This is a genomic window from Streptomyces sp. NPDC054956 (assembly GCF_053609185.1).
On record NZ_JBSGXB010000014.1, the window covers coordinates 36,576 to 54,688 of the forward strand.

At 71.7% G+C, this 18,113-nt stretch carries 7 protein-coding genes; 3 read left to right on the plus strand and 4 right to left on the minus strand.

Going from position 1 to position 18,113, the window contains the following annotated elements; translation table 11 throughout:
- Nucleotides 1-269 precede the first annotated feature (269 nt).
- On the minus strand, nt 270-5,054 hold the full coding sequence (locus tag ACWGDE_RS04990; protein WP_453387570.1) for a hypothetical protein: 4,785 nt from the start codon (nt 5,052-5,054) through the stop codon (nt 270-272).
- Nucleotides 5,055-5,311: 257 nt separating this feature from the next.
- Between ACWGDE_RS04990 and ACWGDE_RS04995 the strand changes: the two genes are divergently transcribed.
- Both ACWGDE_RS04995 and ACWGDE_RS05000 read left to right on the plus strand, forming a co-directional pair.
- Complete coding sequence (locus tag ACWGDE_RS04995) at nt 5,312-12,064, plus strand: RHS repeat domain-containing protein (protein ID WP_453387571.1); 6,753 nt, start codon at nt 5,312-5,314, stop codon at nt 12,062-12,064.
- Between the two features lie 8 nt (nt 12,065-12,072).
- The gene (locus ACWGDE_RS05000) at nt 12,073-12,495 is read left to right on the plus strand and encodes a hypothetical protein (protein ID WP_453387572.1); all 423 of its coding nucleotides are present in this window, start codon (nt 12,073-12,075) and stop codon (nt 12,493-12,495) included.
- Between the two features lie 100 nt (nt 12,496-12,595).
- Here the strand turns inward: ACWGDE_RS05000 and ACWGDE_RS05005 are convergent, their stop codons facing one another.
- On the minus strand, nt 12,596-13,750 hold the full coding sequence (locus ACWGDE_RS05005) for a carboxylate-amine ligase (protein ID WP_453387573.1): 1,155 nt from the start codon (nt 13,748-13,750) through the stop codon (nt 12,596-12,598).
- A gap of 214 nt (nt 13,751-13,964) precedes the next feature.
- Here ACWGDE_RS05005 and ACWGDE_RS05010 point away from each other — a divergent pair, with 214 nt between their 5' ends.
- On the plus strand, nt 13,965-15,236 hold the full coding sequence (locus ACWGDE_RS05010; RefSeq protein ID WP_453387574.1) for an MFS transporter: 1,272 nt from the start codon (nt 13,965-13,967) through the stop codon (nt 15,234-15,236).
- A 44-nt stretch (nt 15,237-15,280) separates the two neighbouring features.
- Here ACWGDE_RS05010 and ACWGDE_RS05015 read toward each other — a convergent pair whose 3' ends face one another.
- Both ACWGDE_RS05015 and ACWGDE_RS05020 read right to left on the minus strand, forming a co-directional pair.
- Nucleotides 15,281-16,639 carry a carboxyl transferase domain-containing protein gene (locus tag ACWGDE_RS05015; protein WP_453387575.1) on the minus strand — a complete coding sequence of 453 codons (1,359 nt, stop codon included), beginning with the start codon at nt 16,637-16,639 and terminating at the stop codon, nt 15,281-15,283.
- Nucleotides 16,640-16,709: 70 nt separating this feature from the next.
- A partial coding sequence (locus ACWGDE_RS05020) for a sensor histidine kinase (protein ID WP_453387576.1) occupies nt 16,710-18,113 on the minus strand: 1,404 nt, incomplete at its 5' end.

Consider the following 18,113-nt stretch of genomic DNA (forward strand, 5'->3'; position numbering starts at 1 on the left):
CACGTCCTTGGCTCCATGGGGGGCAGAAGACGGTGAGGTGATCGCCTCGCAAAGTCGAATCCAGCAGGGTCCAGCAGGATAGAGAACGACCATCTATCCGGGTCCTTTGGAAACCGCAGGTGAGGCCGGTCACTTCGGTGGGTTCGATTCCCACCCGCCCCACCGGTTCCTGGGTCTGGCCCGGGTTCTTTCATGCCCGGGTGCCGTGGGACACGGCGGACGGCCGGCTCCCGGGTGGGGGCCGGCCGTCCGGGTAGGGCGGGCGGGCGTCAGCGCGCCGTGGACGCGTAGCGGTTGGCCAGGGCCTGGTAGTAGGACTGGTTCGGGAGGACCTTTCCGTTGGTGTCCGTGTAGGTGTAGGCGGCCAGGTCGAGGGCGCCGCCCGTGGTGTTGCCCACCGATACCGCCGCGGCGAAGTCCACGGCCAGGTCGGCGCTGCCGTTCAGCGGGTTGTTGTTCCCGTTCGGGCAGGAGTTGTCGGCGGGGTTGGACGCTCCGCAGCGGATGTAGTTGTTGACGGTCTTGCGGACGGTGTCCTGGGCGGCGGTCATGCCGGGCCAGGCCGGGACGGTCGCGACGTGGACCTTGATGAAGGTCCAGCCGGTCGGGTCCTCGTCGGTGCGGAACTTGCGCATCTGCTGGACCAGGGCCGTCAGCCGGTTCTGGACGTCCGTGGCGCCGACGTTGTTCTGGATGTCGGCGGCTCCCGTGGAGACCAGGACGGTGCGGACGTTGCTGTTGTCGAGCACGGCCCGGTCGACCGGGTTGCCCGCGCTGGTGGGGCTCAGCGGGGTGCTGCTTGCGGAGATCGGCGCCAGGTAGTTGTTGGCGGGGGTCCAGCTGTTGCGGCCCGCGTTGAGGACTCCGCCGGGGGCGGGGTTGGTGATCTCGTCGGCCGCGTGGTCGGCGGCCACGCGCTCGTAGATGAGGTCCGACAGGTGGTGGGCGTTGTCGCCCGTGGTGGTGTCGCTGTTGACCGTCTGGTCGCCGTAGAGCACCAGGGCGCCGGTGCTGTGGGCGGCCGGGGTGACGTCCACACCGGCCAGGTAGGGGATGCCGGGGACGCTCACGGTGAACCCGGTGGAGGCCGTGTCCGCGGTGTGGTTGCCGGTGCCCTGCGGGGTGGCCCAGATCGAGGCCTGCGGGGCTCCGTGGGCGGAGACGTTGGGGATCGCGCCGGCGAGCTGGATGCTGACCAGCAGGGTGGACTTCTCCGGCACCGTGAGGGCGACTGGGTCGCTGAGGACCTCACCGCCCGCCGGGATGGTGACCGAGGCCGAGCCGCCGAAGGTCAGCGGCAGCGGCGCGGAGGCCGCGGTGGCGCCGCCCGCGGCCGCCTGCGGGGCGACGGAGACGTGCGGGAAGGTGGCCGGCGTCGTGCCGAGGGCGTTGGAGAGCCGGATGCGGACCTTGCCGCCCGGGGTGTTGCCGATGGTGACCTTCGCGGGGATCCGGACGGTCTGGTCGGTCCAGGTACCCAGGTTGGAGTCCTGGCGCGCGGCCCAGGTGCCGGTCCAGTTGGGGCTGGTGCTGCCGTTCTCGTACGAGGACTGGCGCAGGCCGACTCCGAGGACGTGGACGGCGTGGTTGCCGGGGAGCGCCTTGGCCGTCACGACCGGGAGGCTGATGGAGGCGATCGGGACGCCGGGGCACGGCACCGGGACGGAGATCGCGTAGGCCTGCGGCGCCTTGGTGTCGGTGGTGGTGCCGGGTCGGTTGCGGCCGGGGAAAGTGATGGACGGTGCCGGGGCGGCGGCGGTGCTGATCCAGCTCGGCACGCTGTCGAGCGCGTACGGGTAGGTGGTGTTGGTGCCGCTGCCGCAGGTGGTGGTGCCGTCCGCCTTCTTCGGATAGGTGATGGTGCCGGTGGCGTTGAAGGCGTCGCCGCCGGTGGCGAAGGCCAGGAAGACCACCGAGTTGGGGCTGTTGGCCGTACCCGTGGCGTCCACGGTGACGGTCTGGCCGCTGGAGAGGATGTTGTCGGCCTTGCCCACCGCGTAGTCGGGCACGGTCATGGGAGCGCCGTTGACGGTGATCTTCGCGCCCGGGGTCCAGCCGGCCGCCGCGAGCTGCCCCGCGGAGAAGCTGCTGGTGCTGCCGTCGGCGTCGGCGGCGTCGTGGTTGGCGTCCGAGCTGATCGCGATGTTGTTGCGGCAGTCGGTGAGGTTGCTGAGCTTGCAGGTGGCGCTCGCCGGGGCCAGCCGCAGGGCGTCGATGCCGAACTGGAGGCCGGCGGAGGAGGCGTTCTTGCCCACCACGGTCACGGTCAGGGTGTGGGCGCCCTGGGACAGCTCCACGGGGGTGCCGGAGGCGTTCTTCGGCAGGCCGAAGTCCGCGTACATCAGGTTGACGTTGGCGGAGTACGTGTCCCAGTCGGTCGTGGGCGTCGGACCGGGAAGGGTGATCGCGGACGGCGTGCCGGCGTCGAGGACGAAGCGGAGCCGGCCGTAGTCGTACGAGGTGGTGAGGCTGGCGCCCAGGTTCCAGTAACCGGAGTGCGGTACCGCGAAGTTGAACTTCGCCGAGTCGTTGACCGTGATCGGGTTGGGGCCGTTGGCGAGCATGGCCTGCCGGTCACCCATCCACTTCACGTAGCAGCAGGAGTTCTGGATGCCCAGGCTGCCGGTGGTGGAGGCGGTGGCGGCCGGGAGCACGGTCTTGCTGGAGTCGTCGTTGACGGCCGTGTAGCCCTCGAACAGTGAGCCGCCGGGCACGTACGCCGGTTCGGTCAGGCCGGCCCAGAACGCATGCGTGGCCTGGGCGGAGGCGAGGCCCGCCTGGTCGACGGCCTTGACGTACAGGCGGTGCGGACCGACCAGGTCCGGGGCGAAGCGGACGCTGGCCAGCGTGTTGGTGGACGGCGTCCAGTACTGCCGGCCCCGGACGATCGCCTGGCCGGGGGTCCAGGCCGGGGGCGGGGACTGCTGGCTCCAGACGGTGGAGCCGAGGTCCGCGTCGAGGGCGAAGAGGTAACCCGCGACGTTGTCACGGCCGTTGGTGGTGAAGCCGAAGGTGCCCTGGTCGAAGTAGGCGGCGCCGAACTGGCCGGCCGGGAACTCCGGGGAGCTGACGTTGGGGGTCGGCGGGGCGGTGGTGTCGACGGTGAACGGGTGCCACGCGCTCCAGCCGGACCACAGCCCGCCCTCCTGGCTGTGGGTGACCCCGCGCCAGGCGTAACTGCCGTCGGGCAGACCGGAGTAGGTGTACGCGCCGCCGGTCGCGGTGTACGGGGAGAACAGGCCGCCGACGACCGCGGAGCCGTTCGTGCCGTTGGCCCAGTTCCAGATCTCGTAGCCGCTCTGGACCTGCTCGCCGGCGGTGTTGCCGCCGGTGGCCTTCATGGTCACGTCGTGCGAGTTGACGAAGGTGCCGCCGGGGCCGGTCACGGTCGGCGTGGTGGCGTCCTGGCCGTCCAGGTACGGGGCGCGGTAGTAGGTGACCGTCCAGGAGGTCCTGGTGGGGTCGATCTTCTTCCACTGGTACTGGTTGGACTCGTCCTTCGCGTCGACCTCGAAGTTGCGCCAGCCCCAGTTCGCCGCACCCTGAGCCGCCGAGGTGACGTTGAAGTCGACGGTGCCCTGGTCGCAGCCCGAGGCGGTGTAGTGGCCGATGCAGGAGGACACGGCGGTGACGTAGTTCGACGAACCGCTGGAGGGCTTGTTGTTCCAGTTGAGGTCGCCGGGGAAGTCGGGGTCGACCCAGATCTCGGTCGGCTGCTGCGCGGAGTCGGCGGCCCAGGTGAAGTAGGGCCGGAAGGTGGCGTTGGTGACGTTCGCCCCGCGGAACCCGTCGGCGTTCATCTCGAAGTAGGAGCGCGCGGTGGTGTAGCAGTAGCTGCCGCAGCCGCTCCAGTTGCCGAGGTAACCGACGCGGGCCTCGTTGCCGGTGGTGGCCTTCCAGCCGCCGCTGTTGATGGAGGCCCAGGCGACCACGCTGGGATTGCCCGACCAGGCGGGGTCGATGTAGAGCGGGTAGACCGTGTCCTTGCCGGTCAGGACCTCCTTGTCGGGGGTGATGGTGATGTCGCCCTTGCCCACCGTCATGCCCATGCGGGTGGTGTGGGCGCCGGCACCGGGACCCGCGGTGCTGGACCTCTTCGGGTCGGCGGCCTTGGTGCCGGGCGTAGGAGCGGGGACGGAGGGGGCGGGTGCGGGGGCGAGGGCGGAGGCGGGGGCCTCGCGCAGCAGGACGGACGGGGCCCTGCCGGCCTTCGCGTCCTTGGGGTCCTTGGCCTTGGGGGCGGCCGAAGCGGCGGGCGCGGCGTTGTCGGCCGAGTCCCAGACGAGCGGCGGGTCGGCGCGGAAGACGGTCCTGCCGGAGGCGTCCTTGGCCTCGGCGTCGCCGGAGCCCGACTGGCCCAGTGTCAGGCCGTCGGTCCTGGTGGCCAGTTTCAGACTGGTGAGGGCCGGGTTGGCGGCGGCCTCGGGGGTCTTGACGACGAGGACCTGGCTGAAACCGTCCGCGTGCGCGCTGACGGTGAGGTCGACGTCGGGCAGCACCGCCGGGTAGGTCGCGGTGTTGCCGCTCACGGTGGGCTCGGGCAGCGCGGTGGGCCAGGTGAGGGAGACGGCCTTGCCCTCGCGGACCATGGTGACCAGCGGGCCGGTGCCGCCGCCCGAGAACGCGACGTCGGCGTCGGTGGCCCCGGGGGCGAAGGTGCCGTCGGCGCGCCGGGCCAGCTTCGTGTCCACCGGCACCCACGCGTCGTTCTTGCGGGCGCGCACGGGACCGGCGTCCTGGCTGAGGGTGAACGTGCCGTCCGGATTGGCGACGGTCTGCGCGTTCTCCGTGGTCAGCGCGTCGACGACGACGGCCTTCCCGTTCTTCTTCGCCTGGGTCGCGGCGGCCTGCTGGGCCCGGAGCAGCGCGACGTCCACCTGCGGCGCCTGCTTCAGATCGGCCGGTACGGCCGGCGCGGAGGCCGCTTGGGCCGGGAGGGCGATTCCGGTGACGAGCCCTGCGGCCAGGGCGAACGCCGTCGCGGTGGCCGCCCACGCGCGTGCCGGTCTTGAGCCTCGCGACGTGTGGCCGCGGGCATGCGAAAAGAGGGCCATCTGGCCGAGTCCTCATCCCCTGAGGGCACCGCGATCGGATGCCGTTCGGGAGCATTCTGAAGGCTTGAATTCCCTTGAGTAGGGGGGCTGTTGACCAACCCCTAGGTGATCGGAAGTTGGCTCGTTCCGGACCGTCCGCCCGTCACGATGACGTCGCACACACGTGCGTCTACCGTGTCAAGGATGGGGTTTCAGTGCGGGCAGGACTGTTCCACAGAGCGAGATCCAGATCTTCGGGGAGGTTGTCCCGCTACGGCGTGGCGGTCCTCGTAGGCAGCCTTCTGATGGGCGGGGCGATACCCGACATCGCGCAGGCCGCGGCGGCGGGGAAGCCGAAGCCGAAGGCGCCGGCCGTCACGAAGGAGAAGAAGATCCCCTTCACCCGGGCGACCCCCGGGAAGGGCAGGGCAGAGGTCCCCTTCGCCAAGTACGACCCGAGGGTGGCCTCCAAGCTGCCCGGGGCGGGATCGGCCGTCGTCGACCTGACGTCCGCCTCCTCGCCGGCGTCCTCGGTGCCGGCCTCCGCCGACGCGGCGAAGTCCGTGCTCGTGCGCACCGAGCCGAAGCCGGTACGGGCCGGGGACCTCCCGGTGCTGCTGAAGCCGGCCGCCGGTTCCAAGGGGCCGGCCGCGTCCGCGGCGGGTGGGCCTTCGGCGGGTGCGCCCTCCAAGGTCCGGGTGTCCGTGGCGGATCAGAAGACGGCCCAGGCCGCCGGCGTGCACGGCGTGCTCTTCTCCGTCGGAGCGGAGGGCGCCGGGGGCGCGGACGCGGGCCCGGGCGGGTCCACGGTGGTGACCGTGGACCCGTCGTCCTTCGGTTCCGCGTTCGGCGGCGACTACGCCGCACGCCTGCGCCTGGTCCGGCTGCCGGCCTGTGCGCTGACCACTCCCGCGCTGCCCGCATGCCAGGTCCAGACGCCCGTGGAGACGGTGGAGGGCTCGGCGCTCTCGGCCGAGGTGAGCCTGGCCACGGCTCCCGCGCGGGCCGAGGGCTCCGCGAAGGCCACGGGCTCCGCGCCGGCCGAGGGCTCCTCGGCGAAGTCCTCCCTGACGAACTCCCCGGCGGCCGCGCCGATGGCGGCCCCGCCCTCCGGCTCCTCGGGCGCGACGGTACTGGCGGCGACCTCGGCGCCGGACGGCGCGGCGGGATCGTACTCGGCGACTTCGCTCTCCCCGGCCGGAACCTGGTCGGGCGGCGGCAGCACGGGCGCGTTGAACTACTCCTACCCCGTGAAGGTGCCCACCGCGATCGGCGGTTCGACGCCCGACGTGTCCCTCGGCTACGACTCCTCCTCGCAGGACGGCCGGACCTCGGGGACGAACAACCAGTCCTCCTGGGTGGGTGACGGCTGGTCCTCGAACGAGTCCTTCATCGAGCGGACGTACAAGGGCTGCGCGGACGACAAGACCTCCGGCGCGCCCGTCGGAGCGCTGGACCGCTGCTGGGCGGGCCAGGTCCTGACGCTCTCCCTCAACGGGTCCTCGACGCAGATCGTCTACGACGGGACCACGTTCCGCCCCGCGGCGGACTCGGCCACGGAGAAGGTCGAGCGGCTCTTCCTGTCGGGCGGCGCGGCGAACGGCACGTACAACGGCGAGTACTTCCGTGTCACCGAGAACGGCGTCCAGTACTACTTCGGCCTGAACCGGCTGCCCGGCTTCACCTCGGGCAAGCAGGAGACGAACTCCGTCTTCACGGTGCCGGTGTACGGCGCGCACACCGGCGACCCGTGCCACGCGGCGACGTACGCCGCCTCGTCGTGCGTGCAGGGCTACCGGTGGAACCTCGACTACGTGGTCGACACCCACGACAACGCCATCGCCTACTACTACGCGCCCGAGACGAACTACTACGGGGCCAACGGCCAGAACACGGGCGTGGCCTACACGCGCGGCGGTCACCTCTCGCGCATCGACTACGGGATGACCGCGTCCACCGTCTACGCGGGAACGGCGCCGGAGCAGATCGTCTTCGAGGTGACCGAGCGGTGCGTTCCGGGGAGCCCGGCGGGCGCGGTCTGCGACGACGCGCACTTCACGGCGGCGAACGCGTCGTGGTGGCCGGACGTGCCCCTGGACCAGAACTGCGCCCAGGGCGCGTCCTGCACGAGCCACGGCCCGTCCTTCTGGTCGCGCAAGCGGCTGGCCTCGATCACCACGCAGGTGCAGGTCGGCGGCGCCACCCAGCAGGTCGACAAGTACTCCTTCGCGCAGTCCTTCCCCGACGGGGGCGACCACGCGCCGACCCTGTGGCTGAGCAACATCAAGCGGACGGGCCTGGACACGAGCGCCGGCGGCGGCGACGAGCTCCTGTCGCTGCCGGTGACCAGCTTCGACCCGCCGGCCCAGAAGCCCAACCGGGTCGGGACGATCACCAACCAGGCCGTGATGTACCACGACCGGATCCAGAACATCGTCACCGAGACGGGCGCGCAGATCACGGTCACCTACAACCCGGCGGAGTGCACCCCGGCGAACGTGCCGTCGGATCCGGCCGCCAACACGAAGGCCTGTTTCCCGGTGCTGTGGATCCCGCCGGGCTACTCGACGCAGCAGAAGGACTGGTTCCACAAGTACACCGTCGCCAGCGTGCGCACGGACGACCTGCGCAACGCCAACCAGGACGGCACCTATCCCACGCAGCTGACCAGCTACAAGTACGTCGGCGGAGCCGCATGGCACTACGACGACGGCGAGTTCACCAAGTCGGAGGACCGGACGTACTCGCAGTTCCGCGGCTACGGGGCAGTGGAGACCCGCAGCGGTGACACCTCCGTGTTCCACACGACCAACGGGGCCAAGGTCAACGACCAGCTGTCCCTGACGGTCAGCCGGTTCTTCCGCGGCATGTCCCGCAACACGCTGGACGGTACGGGCGGCACGGTCGTCAACCTGACCTCGCAGGACGGCAAGTACAGCGTCGAGGACAGGAACGAGTTCGCGGGACGGGTCTTCGAGTCGGACACCTACACCCGGGACGGCGGCACGATCAGCAGCGCGACCGTCACGGAGCCCACGGTCATCGGCCCGACGGCCACCCGCGCCCGTACGGGTCTGCGGCCGCTGAACGCGCAGATGATCCGCGACGGTGCGGTCCACAAGCGCGAGGCCGTGTCCTACGGCTGGCGCGAGACCGAGAACGCCACCTTCTACAACACGACGCTCGGCCAGCCCACCACCGGTATGCCGGTCCAGGCCGCCGACCGCGGTGAGCCGACGGCGGCGGGCAACCTCGCCACGTGCACGTGGACCAGGTACGCGGTCAACGAGGCCAAGGCGATGGCGCTGCCGGCCGAGATCCGGACCAATGCCCAGGACTGCCCGACCGCGGGTGCCACCCAGAGCGGCGCGGTGATCACGGACTCCCGTACCTCCTACGACGGCAACGCCTTCACCTGGTACGGCTCCGGCGGCGGCACCGCCCCCACGAAGGGCGAGCCGACGCTGAGCGAGGTCGCCTCCGCCGCCTCCGGCGCCACCGCCTCCGCCTTCGTCGCGGTGAGCAGGACGAGCTACGACTCGTACGGTCGTGCCGTCACGACGGTCCGGACGCCCGATTCGACGGCGCCCGACGGCAGCAGCCTCGCCCAGAGCACGACCACGACCTACACGCCCGCGGCCGGTGCGCTGCCCACGGGCGTGGAGACCAAGTACCAGGTGACGGCGGGCGCCACGCCCACCTTCCACACCTCGACCGCGACGCTGTCCGCGGCCCGCGGTCTGCCCCTGGAGAAGACCGACCCGGCGAACCTGAGGACTTCGCTCACCTACGACAGCCTGGGCCGGTCGCTGGCCGTCTGGCTGCCGACGCAGTCGAAGGCCGCCGGCCAGCAGCCGACCATGAAGTACTCCTACGCGGTGTCCGCCACCGGACCGTCCTCGATCACCTCGCTGAAGCTGCTGGAGAACGGCTCGTACTCCTCGTCCGTGACGCTGTACGACGCGCTCCTGCGGTCCCGCCAGACGCAGGTGACCGCCGAGAACTCGTCCATGACGGTCTCGGACACCCAGTACGACTCGCACGGCTGGACGGTGCTCACCAACAACGCGTACAACGTGGCGGGCGCGCCCGGCACCGGCCTGGTGTCGGTGGCCCAGATCAACGTGCCGGCCACCACGGTGACCGATCACGACGCGATGGGCCGGGCGACCTCCACCCAGGAGGAGCACAACGGCGTCACGACGCCCGGGATGACCACGGCGACCGTCCACACCGGTGACAGCGTCCTCACGGTGCCCATGTCCGGCGGCATCGTCAGCCGGGAGGTGACCAACGCCCGCGGGCAGAAGACCGAGGTGCACCAGTACGCGACGCCGCCGACGCTCACCGGCTCGGCGACGGCCGGCTGGACGGCGACCGGCGGCACCAGCGCCGTCACCAAGTACGGATACACCGGGACGGGCAAGCCCAGCACGGTCACGGCCGCGGACAACACGGTCTGGACCTCGACCTACGACCTGCTGGACCGCAAGGTCGGCCAGAGCGACCCGGACGCCGGCACCAGCACGTACACCTTCGACGACGCCGGCAACCAGGTCACGTCCACCGACGCCCGGGGGACCGAGCTGAACTTCACGTACGACCTGCTGGGCCGCAAGCTCACCGCGGTGGACAAGACCAACGGGAACTTCAAGTTCGGCGTGTGGAAGTACGACACGCTCCAGGCGGGCAAGCTCACCTACTCGGCCCGCTACGTGCCGGGCGTCACCGGCGCGTACGTGAACCAGGTGACGGGCTACACCAGCCTGGGCAACCCCACGGGAACGAAGATCACGCTGCCCGCCTCCGAGGCGCCGCTGCCGACCACCTACACCACGTCGCTCGCGTACTCGCCGACGACGCAGCAGCTGATCTCCCAGCGGGACCCGGGTGTGGCCGGGCTGCTGACCGAGGACATCACCTACGGCTACAACGTCCTCGGCAGGCCGCTCAGCGCGCAGAGCGTCAACGCGTACGTCGGCCCCATCGCCTACACCAACTACGGGGAGGTCGCGCAGCTGACCTACGGGCCGTCGAACAACCCGGCCTGGTCGACCTACAGTTACGACGACCAGACGCGTCAGCTCAACCGGGTGCAGACCAGCCGCTACCAGTCGCCCGGCCCGGTGGTCGACGACATCACCTACACCTACGACGCCTCGGGCAATCCGGTCTCGACGGTGGACAAGCAGTCCGAGACGGGTGCGACGACCACCGACACGCAGTGCTACCAGTACGACGCGATGCGCCGTCTGGCCCAGGCGTGGACCGCCAAGGGAGCCTGCCCGGCAGCCGGAGTCAACCCGACCGCCGCCACGGTGGCGACGGGTCCGGCCGCGTACTGGCAGTCCTTCTCCTACGACGTGATCGGCAACCGCGTCGGGTCGGTGGAGCACGCGGTCAACGGCCAGGCCGGAGACACGACCACCACCTACACCAACGGCTGCACCGGCAACGCCACCCAGTGCCCGGGCGGGGCGCAGCCGCACACCCTGACCAAGACCGCCACCACCGGCCCGTCGGGGAGCGGCAGCACCTCCTACACCTTCGGCAAGACCGGCGCCACGACCGACCGCAAGCCGAGCAGCGGGGCCGCGCAGTCGCTGACCTGGGACTCCGAGGGCCGGCTCGCCACGATCACCGAGGGGACGAACGTCACCAAGTACGTCTACGACGCGGACGGCACCCAGCTGATCCGGCGGGACGTCGGCCAGGGACGCACCACCCTGTTCGTGGGCGACACCCAGATCGTGGTCAACACCTCGGTCACCCCGAACGTCCTGCTCGGTGCGACCCGTACCTACACGCTGGGCGGCAAGGCCGTCGCGATGGCCTCGTCGATGCCGGGCGGCGGCGTCAACTACATGGTCGTGGACCCGCACAACACCCTGAGCCTGACCATGGAGACCGGCACCCAGAAGGCGGTCCGCAAGCAGTACACCCCCTACGGCCAGGAACGCGGAACCAGTACCGGCTGGCCCGACCCCACCCGGGGGTTCCTCGGCATGCCGGTCAGCCCCACGACCGGCTACACCGACGTCGGCGCGCGCAAGTACGACCCGGCGCTCGGCCGGTTCATCAGCGCCGACCCGGTCTTCGATCCCAACGACCCGCAGCAGCTCGGTGGTTACACCTATGCCAGCAGCAACCCGGTGGGCAACTCGGACCCGACGGGCCTGCGTACCGACGACGGTCCCGACAACTGCGACGCCGCGTGCGTGGCCCAGAACATCGCCATCATCGACGCGGCGAACGAGGAGACGGAGCGCTACTTCGCCCGGCGCAACAAGAACCACATCAGCAACAAGGCGTGCAGCGGCAACACTTACACCAAGGTGAAGACCATCGGGTACGACTGCGCGCCGGCGGCCTCCTACCAGGGTGTCGTGGAAGCCGTCGTCACCCCGTACCTCGCCGGGGACGCCACGAAGGCGCTCACGCCCGAGGACATCGTCAACATGTGGTGGGCCGGTGCGGGCGAGCAGACCCCGACGCTGCTGTTCGGGTCCGACTCCCAGATCGCGGCGATGCTCTCGAGCGACAACCACCTGAAGGAGATCCAGAAGGAGCTGAACTACGCCTTCAAGCACGGCGGGCTCTCCCCGGAAGGGGAGTGGGTCACGGAGAACCGGTCCGGGGGGCCCGCCGACAACGGCCCCCTCGATGCCATCGGAGCGTTCGGGCTGGAGGGAGTCGACCTGAAGGGACTGAAGTACGGCCCCTTCGACGCGAGCGGCCTGGCGGGGGGACTGTGGGGCAGTGACGGGGCGAGCCGCGTCGATGCCGTGTTCGGCAGCTACAACCTCGAGTACCAGGTGGTGAAGGCCGACCGGGTCGACAAGAAGCTGATGGTCAACTTCCACGTGAAGAACGTCACCGGATGGACCTCGTTCTGCCACGACACCCTCTGTGACAACATCCCGGGGAAGAACATCCCGCTGTCCGACACGACGACCGGCCGCGGTGCGTCCATCACGCAACACGTGTACTTCACACAGGTCTACGACATGAACAGGACCTTCGGCCGCTGATGAGAACGATGAAGCACAGGCTCGCGGCCCTGCTCGCGGTACCGGCCGCGCTGCTCTGCACCTCCTGCGCGGGAAACCTGCCGCGCAGCGGTCCCGAGCTGACGGCCGAGAGCGTCGCGGGAACGTGGGAGGCCACCGGCAAGGTGTCCCTCTCGGTGGAGGCGGACGGCAGGTTCTCGACGAACGCCGTCCCCGCCTCCGGAGCCCTCATCACGGGTGACGCGGCGCGCGGCGGACGCTGGGAGCTGAACGGCAACGGCAACGCCGGGCACACCGGTCTGAAGCTGAGGTTCGACGAGCCGGAAGGCGAACTCGAACCGATACCGATCGACCTCGTCTCCCACACGGAGGAGGGGAAGCTCTCCCTCTGCGTGTACATCGAACCCGATGATCCGTGCGGCGGGTTCCTGCTGACGAGGTCCGGAGGCTGACGGGACCGGCAGCAGCCGACGTACGTACGAAGCCCGGCCGGTGGACACCGGCCGGGCTTCGCACGTGACGGCCGGGCCGTCTTCCCGCGGCTCCCGCCGTTCAGAAGGCCTCCGTCTCGTCCGCCAGGTGGCGCAGGACGTCCATCAGGTCCCCGCGGCGGGCGAAGGCCGCCCGCTGGCGGTGGGCGCCCGAACCGTCGCGGAGCAGGCCCGCCATGGTCTTGGCCGCGTGGTCGAGGTCGCCGGAGGCGGCCAGTTCGGGGGCCACCAGGTCGAGCAGGGCCTCCGCCAGGTCCGCCGCCGGGAGTTCGGCGCCGGTGTACGGGTCCAGGCCGAACCCCTCCAGGCCGTCGTGGGCCGCCCGCCAGCGCGCGAGGCGCAGTACGTCGTCCCGTACGGGCGGGTCGGGCCGGTGCTCGGAGATCTCGCGCAGGGCCGTCGCCACGAGGGCGCGGGCCAGCTCGGCCTGCAGAACGGCCGTGTCGATGTCCGGGGACATGTCGGGCGCCCGGAATTCGAGCGTCGGCCAGTTCCCCGAGGGGCGCAGGTCCCAGTAGACCATCTTGGTGTCCAGGGCGGCCCCGGAGCCGAGCAGGGTCTGCACCGAGCGCCGGAAGTGCGCCGTCGAGGTGAAGTGCGGGGGCGGGCCGGCCGAGGGCCAGCCCGACCAGGCCATCGCCCGCCAACTGGCGTGCCCGGTATCGCGGCCGCCCCAGAAGGGGGAGTTGGCCGCCAGCGCGATCAGCGTGGGCAGCCAGGGCCTGACCCGGTTGGACACCGCCACCGCCGTGTCCACGTCGAGGGTGCCGATGTGGATGTGCCGGCCGCAGCTGACGAGGGTGTCGGTGAGCGCGCCGAACCGCCGGTGCTGCTCGCGCTGGCGCGGTTCGTCGTCGGTCAGATGGAGCGGGCCCTCCACGGCGATCACCGGTGAGGGCGCGGCCAGCAGCCGGCAGCCGTGGGCGCGGGCCGCCCGCGCGAGGGTGCGCCGCAGTCCGGCCAGCTCCCTGCGCAGGGTCACGGCCGAATCGGCGACGGGGGTGGAGATCTCCACCTGGTAGCGGGTGCCCTCCGCGTGCAGTTCGTGGGGGAGCCCGGCGGCGGTCGACAGGACGAGAGGGGCGGCCGGGACCACCCGCAGGGTTCTGGCGTCGATCAGGAGGAACTCCTCCTCGACGCCCACGGTGAGCGGGAACAGCTCGTCGATCGCGCTCGGGGTGCCGGTGCTCGTGGTGCTGGTGCCAGGTTCGATCACTGCGCCTCCCTGGACATACGAGTCTTTTCATCATGAGCTGAACCCTGGGCGAGGAGCGCACGTCTATTCGGTCAAATGTCCGGTGATAGTGGCGGGTTACCGGTAAGGAGCCCTCCCGAGCTGGGGCGCCGGATCGGCGTGGGGCGACTGTTGCGGGTGCGTGAAGGGAGTCCGGTCCACCGGGCCGCGGCCGGGAGGCTGGTTAATATCCGTTGTGACCCGTACCGCCGCTTCCCGGCCTCCCACCCGTCCGAGGCGCCGGATATTCGCCGACCTCACCCCGCTGAAGACCTCCCCGGACTACCGCCGGCTCTGGATCGGCGGGACCATTTCCTGGCTGGGCCAGGCGATGACCGCACTCGCGATCTCGCTCCAGGTCTACGAGATCACCCGGTCCAGCTTCTCCGTCGGACTGGTCGGCCTCTGCTCGCTGGTCCCGCTGGTCGCCTTCGGGCTCTACGGCGGTGCCATCGCCGACACCGTCGACCGCCGCAAGCTCGGGCTCTACAGCTCGCTGGGGCTGGCCGCCCTGTCGATCGCGCTGGCCGGCGCCGCGCTGCTCGACTACCACCGGGTCTGGCTGCTGTACGCCGTCGTCGCACTGCAGTCCCTCTGCGGGGCGCTCAACGGGCCGGCCCGCTCAGCGATGATCCCGCGGCTGCTGCCCGTCGAGCAGCTGCCCGCCGCCAACGCCCTGAACTCCGTGACCATGACCTTCGGCATGACGGCCGGCCCGATGCTGGGCGGGGTCATCGTCGGCTGGTGGGGCTACCAGGCCGCCTACCTGATCGACGCGGTCACCTTCAGCGCCGCCATCTACTCGGTGTGGCGGCTGCCGTCGATGAAGCCCGAACGGGAAGAGGGCGGGAAGGGGCGGGCCTCCGTCACCGACGGCCTGCGCTTCCTCGGGACCCGGCCCAACATCCGGATGACCTTCTTCTCCGACATGGCCGCCATGGTGCTGGCCCAGCCGAAGGCGCTGTTCCCGGCCGTGGCCGTGCTCTGGTTCGCGGGCGACGCCAAGACGGTCGGACTGATGGTGTCCGCCCCCGCCGTGGGCGCGCTGCTCGGCGGGCTGTTCTCCGGCTGGCAGGGGCGCATCCGCCGGCACGGGGTGGCGATCCTGCTCTCCGTCGCCGCGTGGGGGCTGGCCATCGCCGTCTTCGGGCTGACGCGCAACCTCTGGCTCGGGCTGTTCTTCCTCGCCCTGGCAGGCTGCGCCGACACCATCTCGATGGTGTTCCGCACCACCATGCTCCAGGCGGCCACCCCCGACGACATGCGGGGCCGTCTCCAGGGCGTCTTCATCGTGGTCGTCGCGGGCGGGCCCCGGCTCGGGGACTTCCTCGCCGGAACCGTCGCCGACCTCAGCTCCCCGACCGTCGCGATCACCGGCGGCGGGCTCGGGTGCGTCCTCGTACTGGGGCTGCTGGCCCTGCGGTGGCCGGGCTTCGCCCGCTACGACGCGCGCGATCCCCAGGCCTGAGCCGCGGCCTCTCTTCCCCACCGCCGTGGCCGGGGTCGGCGCCGCTAGGGCCTGTCTTTCGGATCAGCCGGGGCGACGATGCCGCGGGCGACCCCCAGGGCCACCAGGTCCTGGGGGCGGACCCGCAGTTGGTCCGCCGTCGCCGGGGCCGACTCCGCGGGGCGCTTGAGGATGGCCGCCGCCAGCTCCGGGGCGATCACCGAGAAGTAGCTGTCCGGAGTGACCCAGGTGTTGCCCGGGGCCGCGAGGGCCAGCGCGCCGCCCGAGCCGCCCTCGCCGATCAGCAGGGTGGTGACGGGGACCGTCGCCGAGGCGAGCGCCGCGAAGGCGTCCGCGATGGCCGCGCCGGCGCCCGCGTGTTCGGCGGCGGCGTCGTTGGCGGCGCCCGGGGTGTCCACCAGGGTGAGCACCGGCACGCCGAGCCGGTCCGCGAGCCGTACGACACGCGCCGCGGTGCGGTAGCCCGCCGGGCGGGTGGCGGTGCCGCACTGGGCGGCGTAGGCCACGGCCCGGCCCTCCCGGAGCCCGAAACCGCACAGCATCCCGGGGTCGGCGGCGCCGGCCCGGTCGCCGGACAGGGGCAGCCGGAGCTCGAAGTACGCGTCCAGGTACCGCTCCGCGCGCGGCCGGCCGGGGTCCCGGGCCTGACGGACGGCGTCCCAGCCGGTGTCCGGAAGCGGTACGGAGGCCAGCGCGGCGGGGGGCGCTTCGGGCTCGGGGGAGCGGGGCGCGGCGAGCACCCGGAGCCAGGCGGCGAGGGCCGCGGGCAGCTCCCCGGCGGGGACGACCGCGTCGACGTGCCCGGCGGCGTACTGCCCCTCGGCGGTGTAGGCGGCCGGGTCCGCGTCCGCCGGCCGCACCCGGGACCCGGCGAAACCGACCTGCGCCCCGGGCAGCGCGAGGATCACGTCGGCCCCCGCTCCGAGCGTGGCCCAGCCGCCGCCGGTGGTGGGATCGCGCAGGACGGCGATCTGCGGCAGCCCGGCGGCGCGGGTGAGGGCGGACTGGCGGGCCACGCGCTGGAGTTGGGTCAGCGCGAGCATGCCCTCCTGCATGCGGGAGCCGCCGGTGGCGATGAGCGAGACCAGGGGGAGGCCGTGGTCGCGGGCGTGGGAGTAGGCGGATTCGAGCCGGTCGCCGGTGCGCTGCCCCAGGGAACCGCCGAGGAAGCCGAACTCGAAGGCGATCACCACGGCCGGCCGGCCGCCGATGAGGGCGGTGCCGGCGACGACGGACTCCTCCTCGCCGGTCCGCTGCGCGGCGCGGGCGCGGGACTCGTCGTAACCCGCCCAGCCGAGGGGGCCGTCGGGGCCGGATTCCCTTGACGGGGCGGAGAGTTCGGCGAAGCTGCCGGAGTCGGTCACGGAGGCGATGGCCGCGCGGGCCGAGAGGCGGTTCGTCACGCGGCCAGCCTAGGGCCCCCGCGCTCGCGGCCTCCTTGCGGCACGGTTGCCGGGCCCCTCCCGGCGTCTCCTAGAGCGGGGACTCCCACGTCAGGGTCGTGCCCCGGGTGCCCGCTTCCGTGCGGCCGTCGTCGGAGACGGTGAGGCGGACGCGCGAGGGGACGGCGTCGACTTCGACGTCGATGGAGGTGACCTCCGGGCGGCGGTGCGCGGCCGCCAGTGCCCCGCGCAGCGTGGCGAGGAGATCGGCGGCGACCGGCTCCGACAGCAGCGCGTCCACCGTTCCCGCGAAGTGGACCGAAGGCTGGAAGCCGAACAGGACCGCCGCCCCGCCGGTCTCCCGCAGGACCCGGCCGCGGAAGGTCGTCGGGGCGTCCGTCGGCGGCTGCTGGAGGGCGAAGATCGCCGTGCGGACCTCCTGGATGGTGGAGTCGAGCTCGTCGACCGCCCGGCTCAGTTCCTCGCCGACGGTGTCCCCGCTGGGCGCGTTGGAGGAGCGGCGCCGGGTGCTCTCCAGCATCATCTCCGTCGCGAACAGCCGCTGCACCACCAGGTCGTGCAGGTCCCGGGCGATGCGGTCGCGGTCCTCGTAGACGGCCAGCTGCTCGCGGTCGTGCTGCGCGTCCGCCAGGACGAGCGCCAGCGCGGCCTGGGAGGCGAACTGCGAGGCCAGCAGCCGGTCGACCGCGTCGTACGGGGGCCCGCCGCGGGCGCGGGGCAGGGCGAGGGTGCCGATCAGCTGACCGCCGCTCTGCAGCGGCAGCATCATGCTCGGGCCGAAGCGCTCGCGCACGTGCGTGGTCATCCGGGGGTCCGTCGCCGAGTCCTCTATGAAGACCGGTTCGCCGCCCAGGAGTTGTTCCAGCACCGCCGAGCCCGGCGCGATGGCCGTGCCCACCAGGTCCCCGGGGTCCCCGTGCGTCGAGGCGGCCACGATCTCCATGCCGCCCTCGGGGGTCGGCTGCAGGACGACCCCGGCCGCCGCGTCCGCCAGCAGCCGGGCCCGTTCGGCCACGCACATCAGCGCGTCGGCCGCGGGCCGGCCCGCGAGCAGGGTGGTGGTCACGGCGGCGGCGCCCTCGATCCAGCGCTCCCGGCGGCGCGCGGTCTCGTACAGCCGGGAGTTGCCGATCGCTATGCCCGCCTGCGAGGCCAGTACGCGCACCAGCGCGAGGTCCTCGTCCGTGAAGGGGCCGCCGCCGCGCTTCTCGGTGAGGTAGAGGTTGCCGAAGACCTCGGTGTGGACCCGGATCGGGACGCCGAGGAAGCTGCGCATCGGAGGGTGTCCGGGCGGGAAGCCGGCCGCGCGGGGGTCCTGGGAGAGGTCCTCCAGCACGAGCGGGCGCGGATCGGTGATCAGGGCACCGAGCAGGCCGGAGCGGCCGTCGGGCAGGTGGGGGATCGCGGCCTTCTCGGCCTCGGTGAGCCCGGAGGTGAACAGGTCGGTCAGCACGGCGCGCTCGGGGTCGACGAC

What these genes read in the sequence shown, in the direction of transcription:
- ACWGDE_RS04990 (WP_453387570.1), bottom strand. Translation starts at nt 5,054, where the DNA reads ATGGCCCTCTTTTCGCATGCCCGCGGCCACACGTCGCGAGGCTCAAGA.
- ACWGDE_RS05000 (WP_453387572.1), top strand. Translation starts at nt 12,073, where the DNA reads ATGAAGCACAGGCTCGCGGCCCTGCTCGCGGTACCGGCCGCGCTGCTC.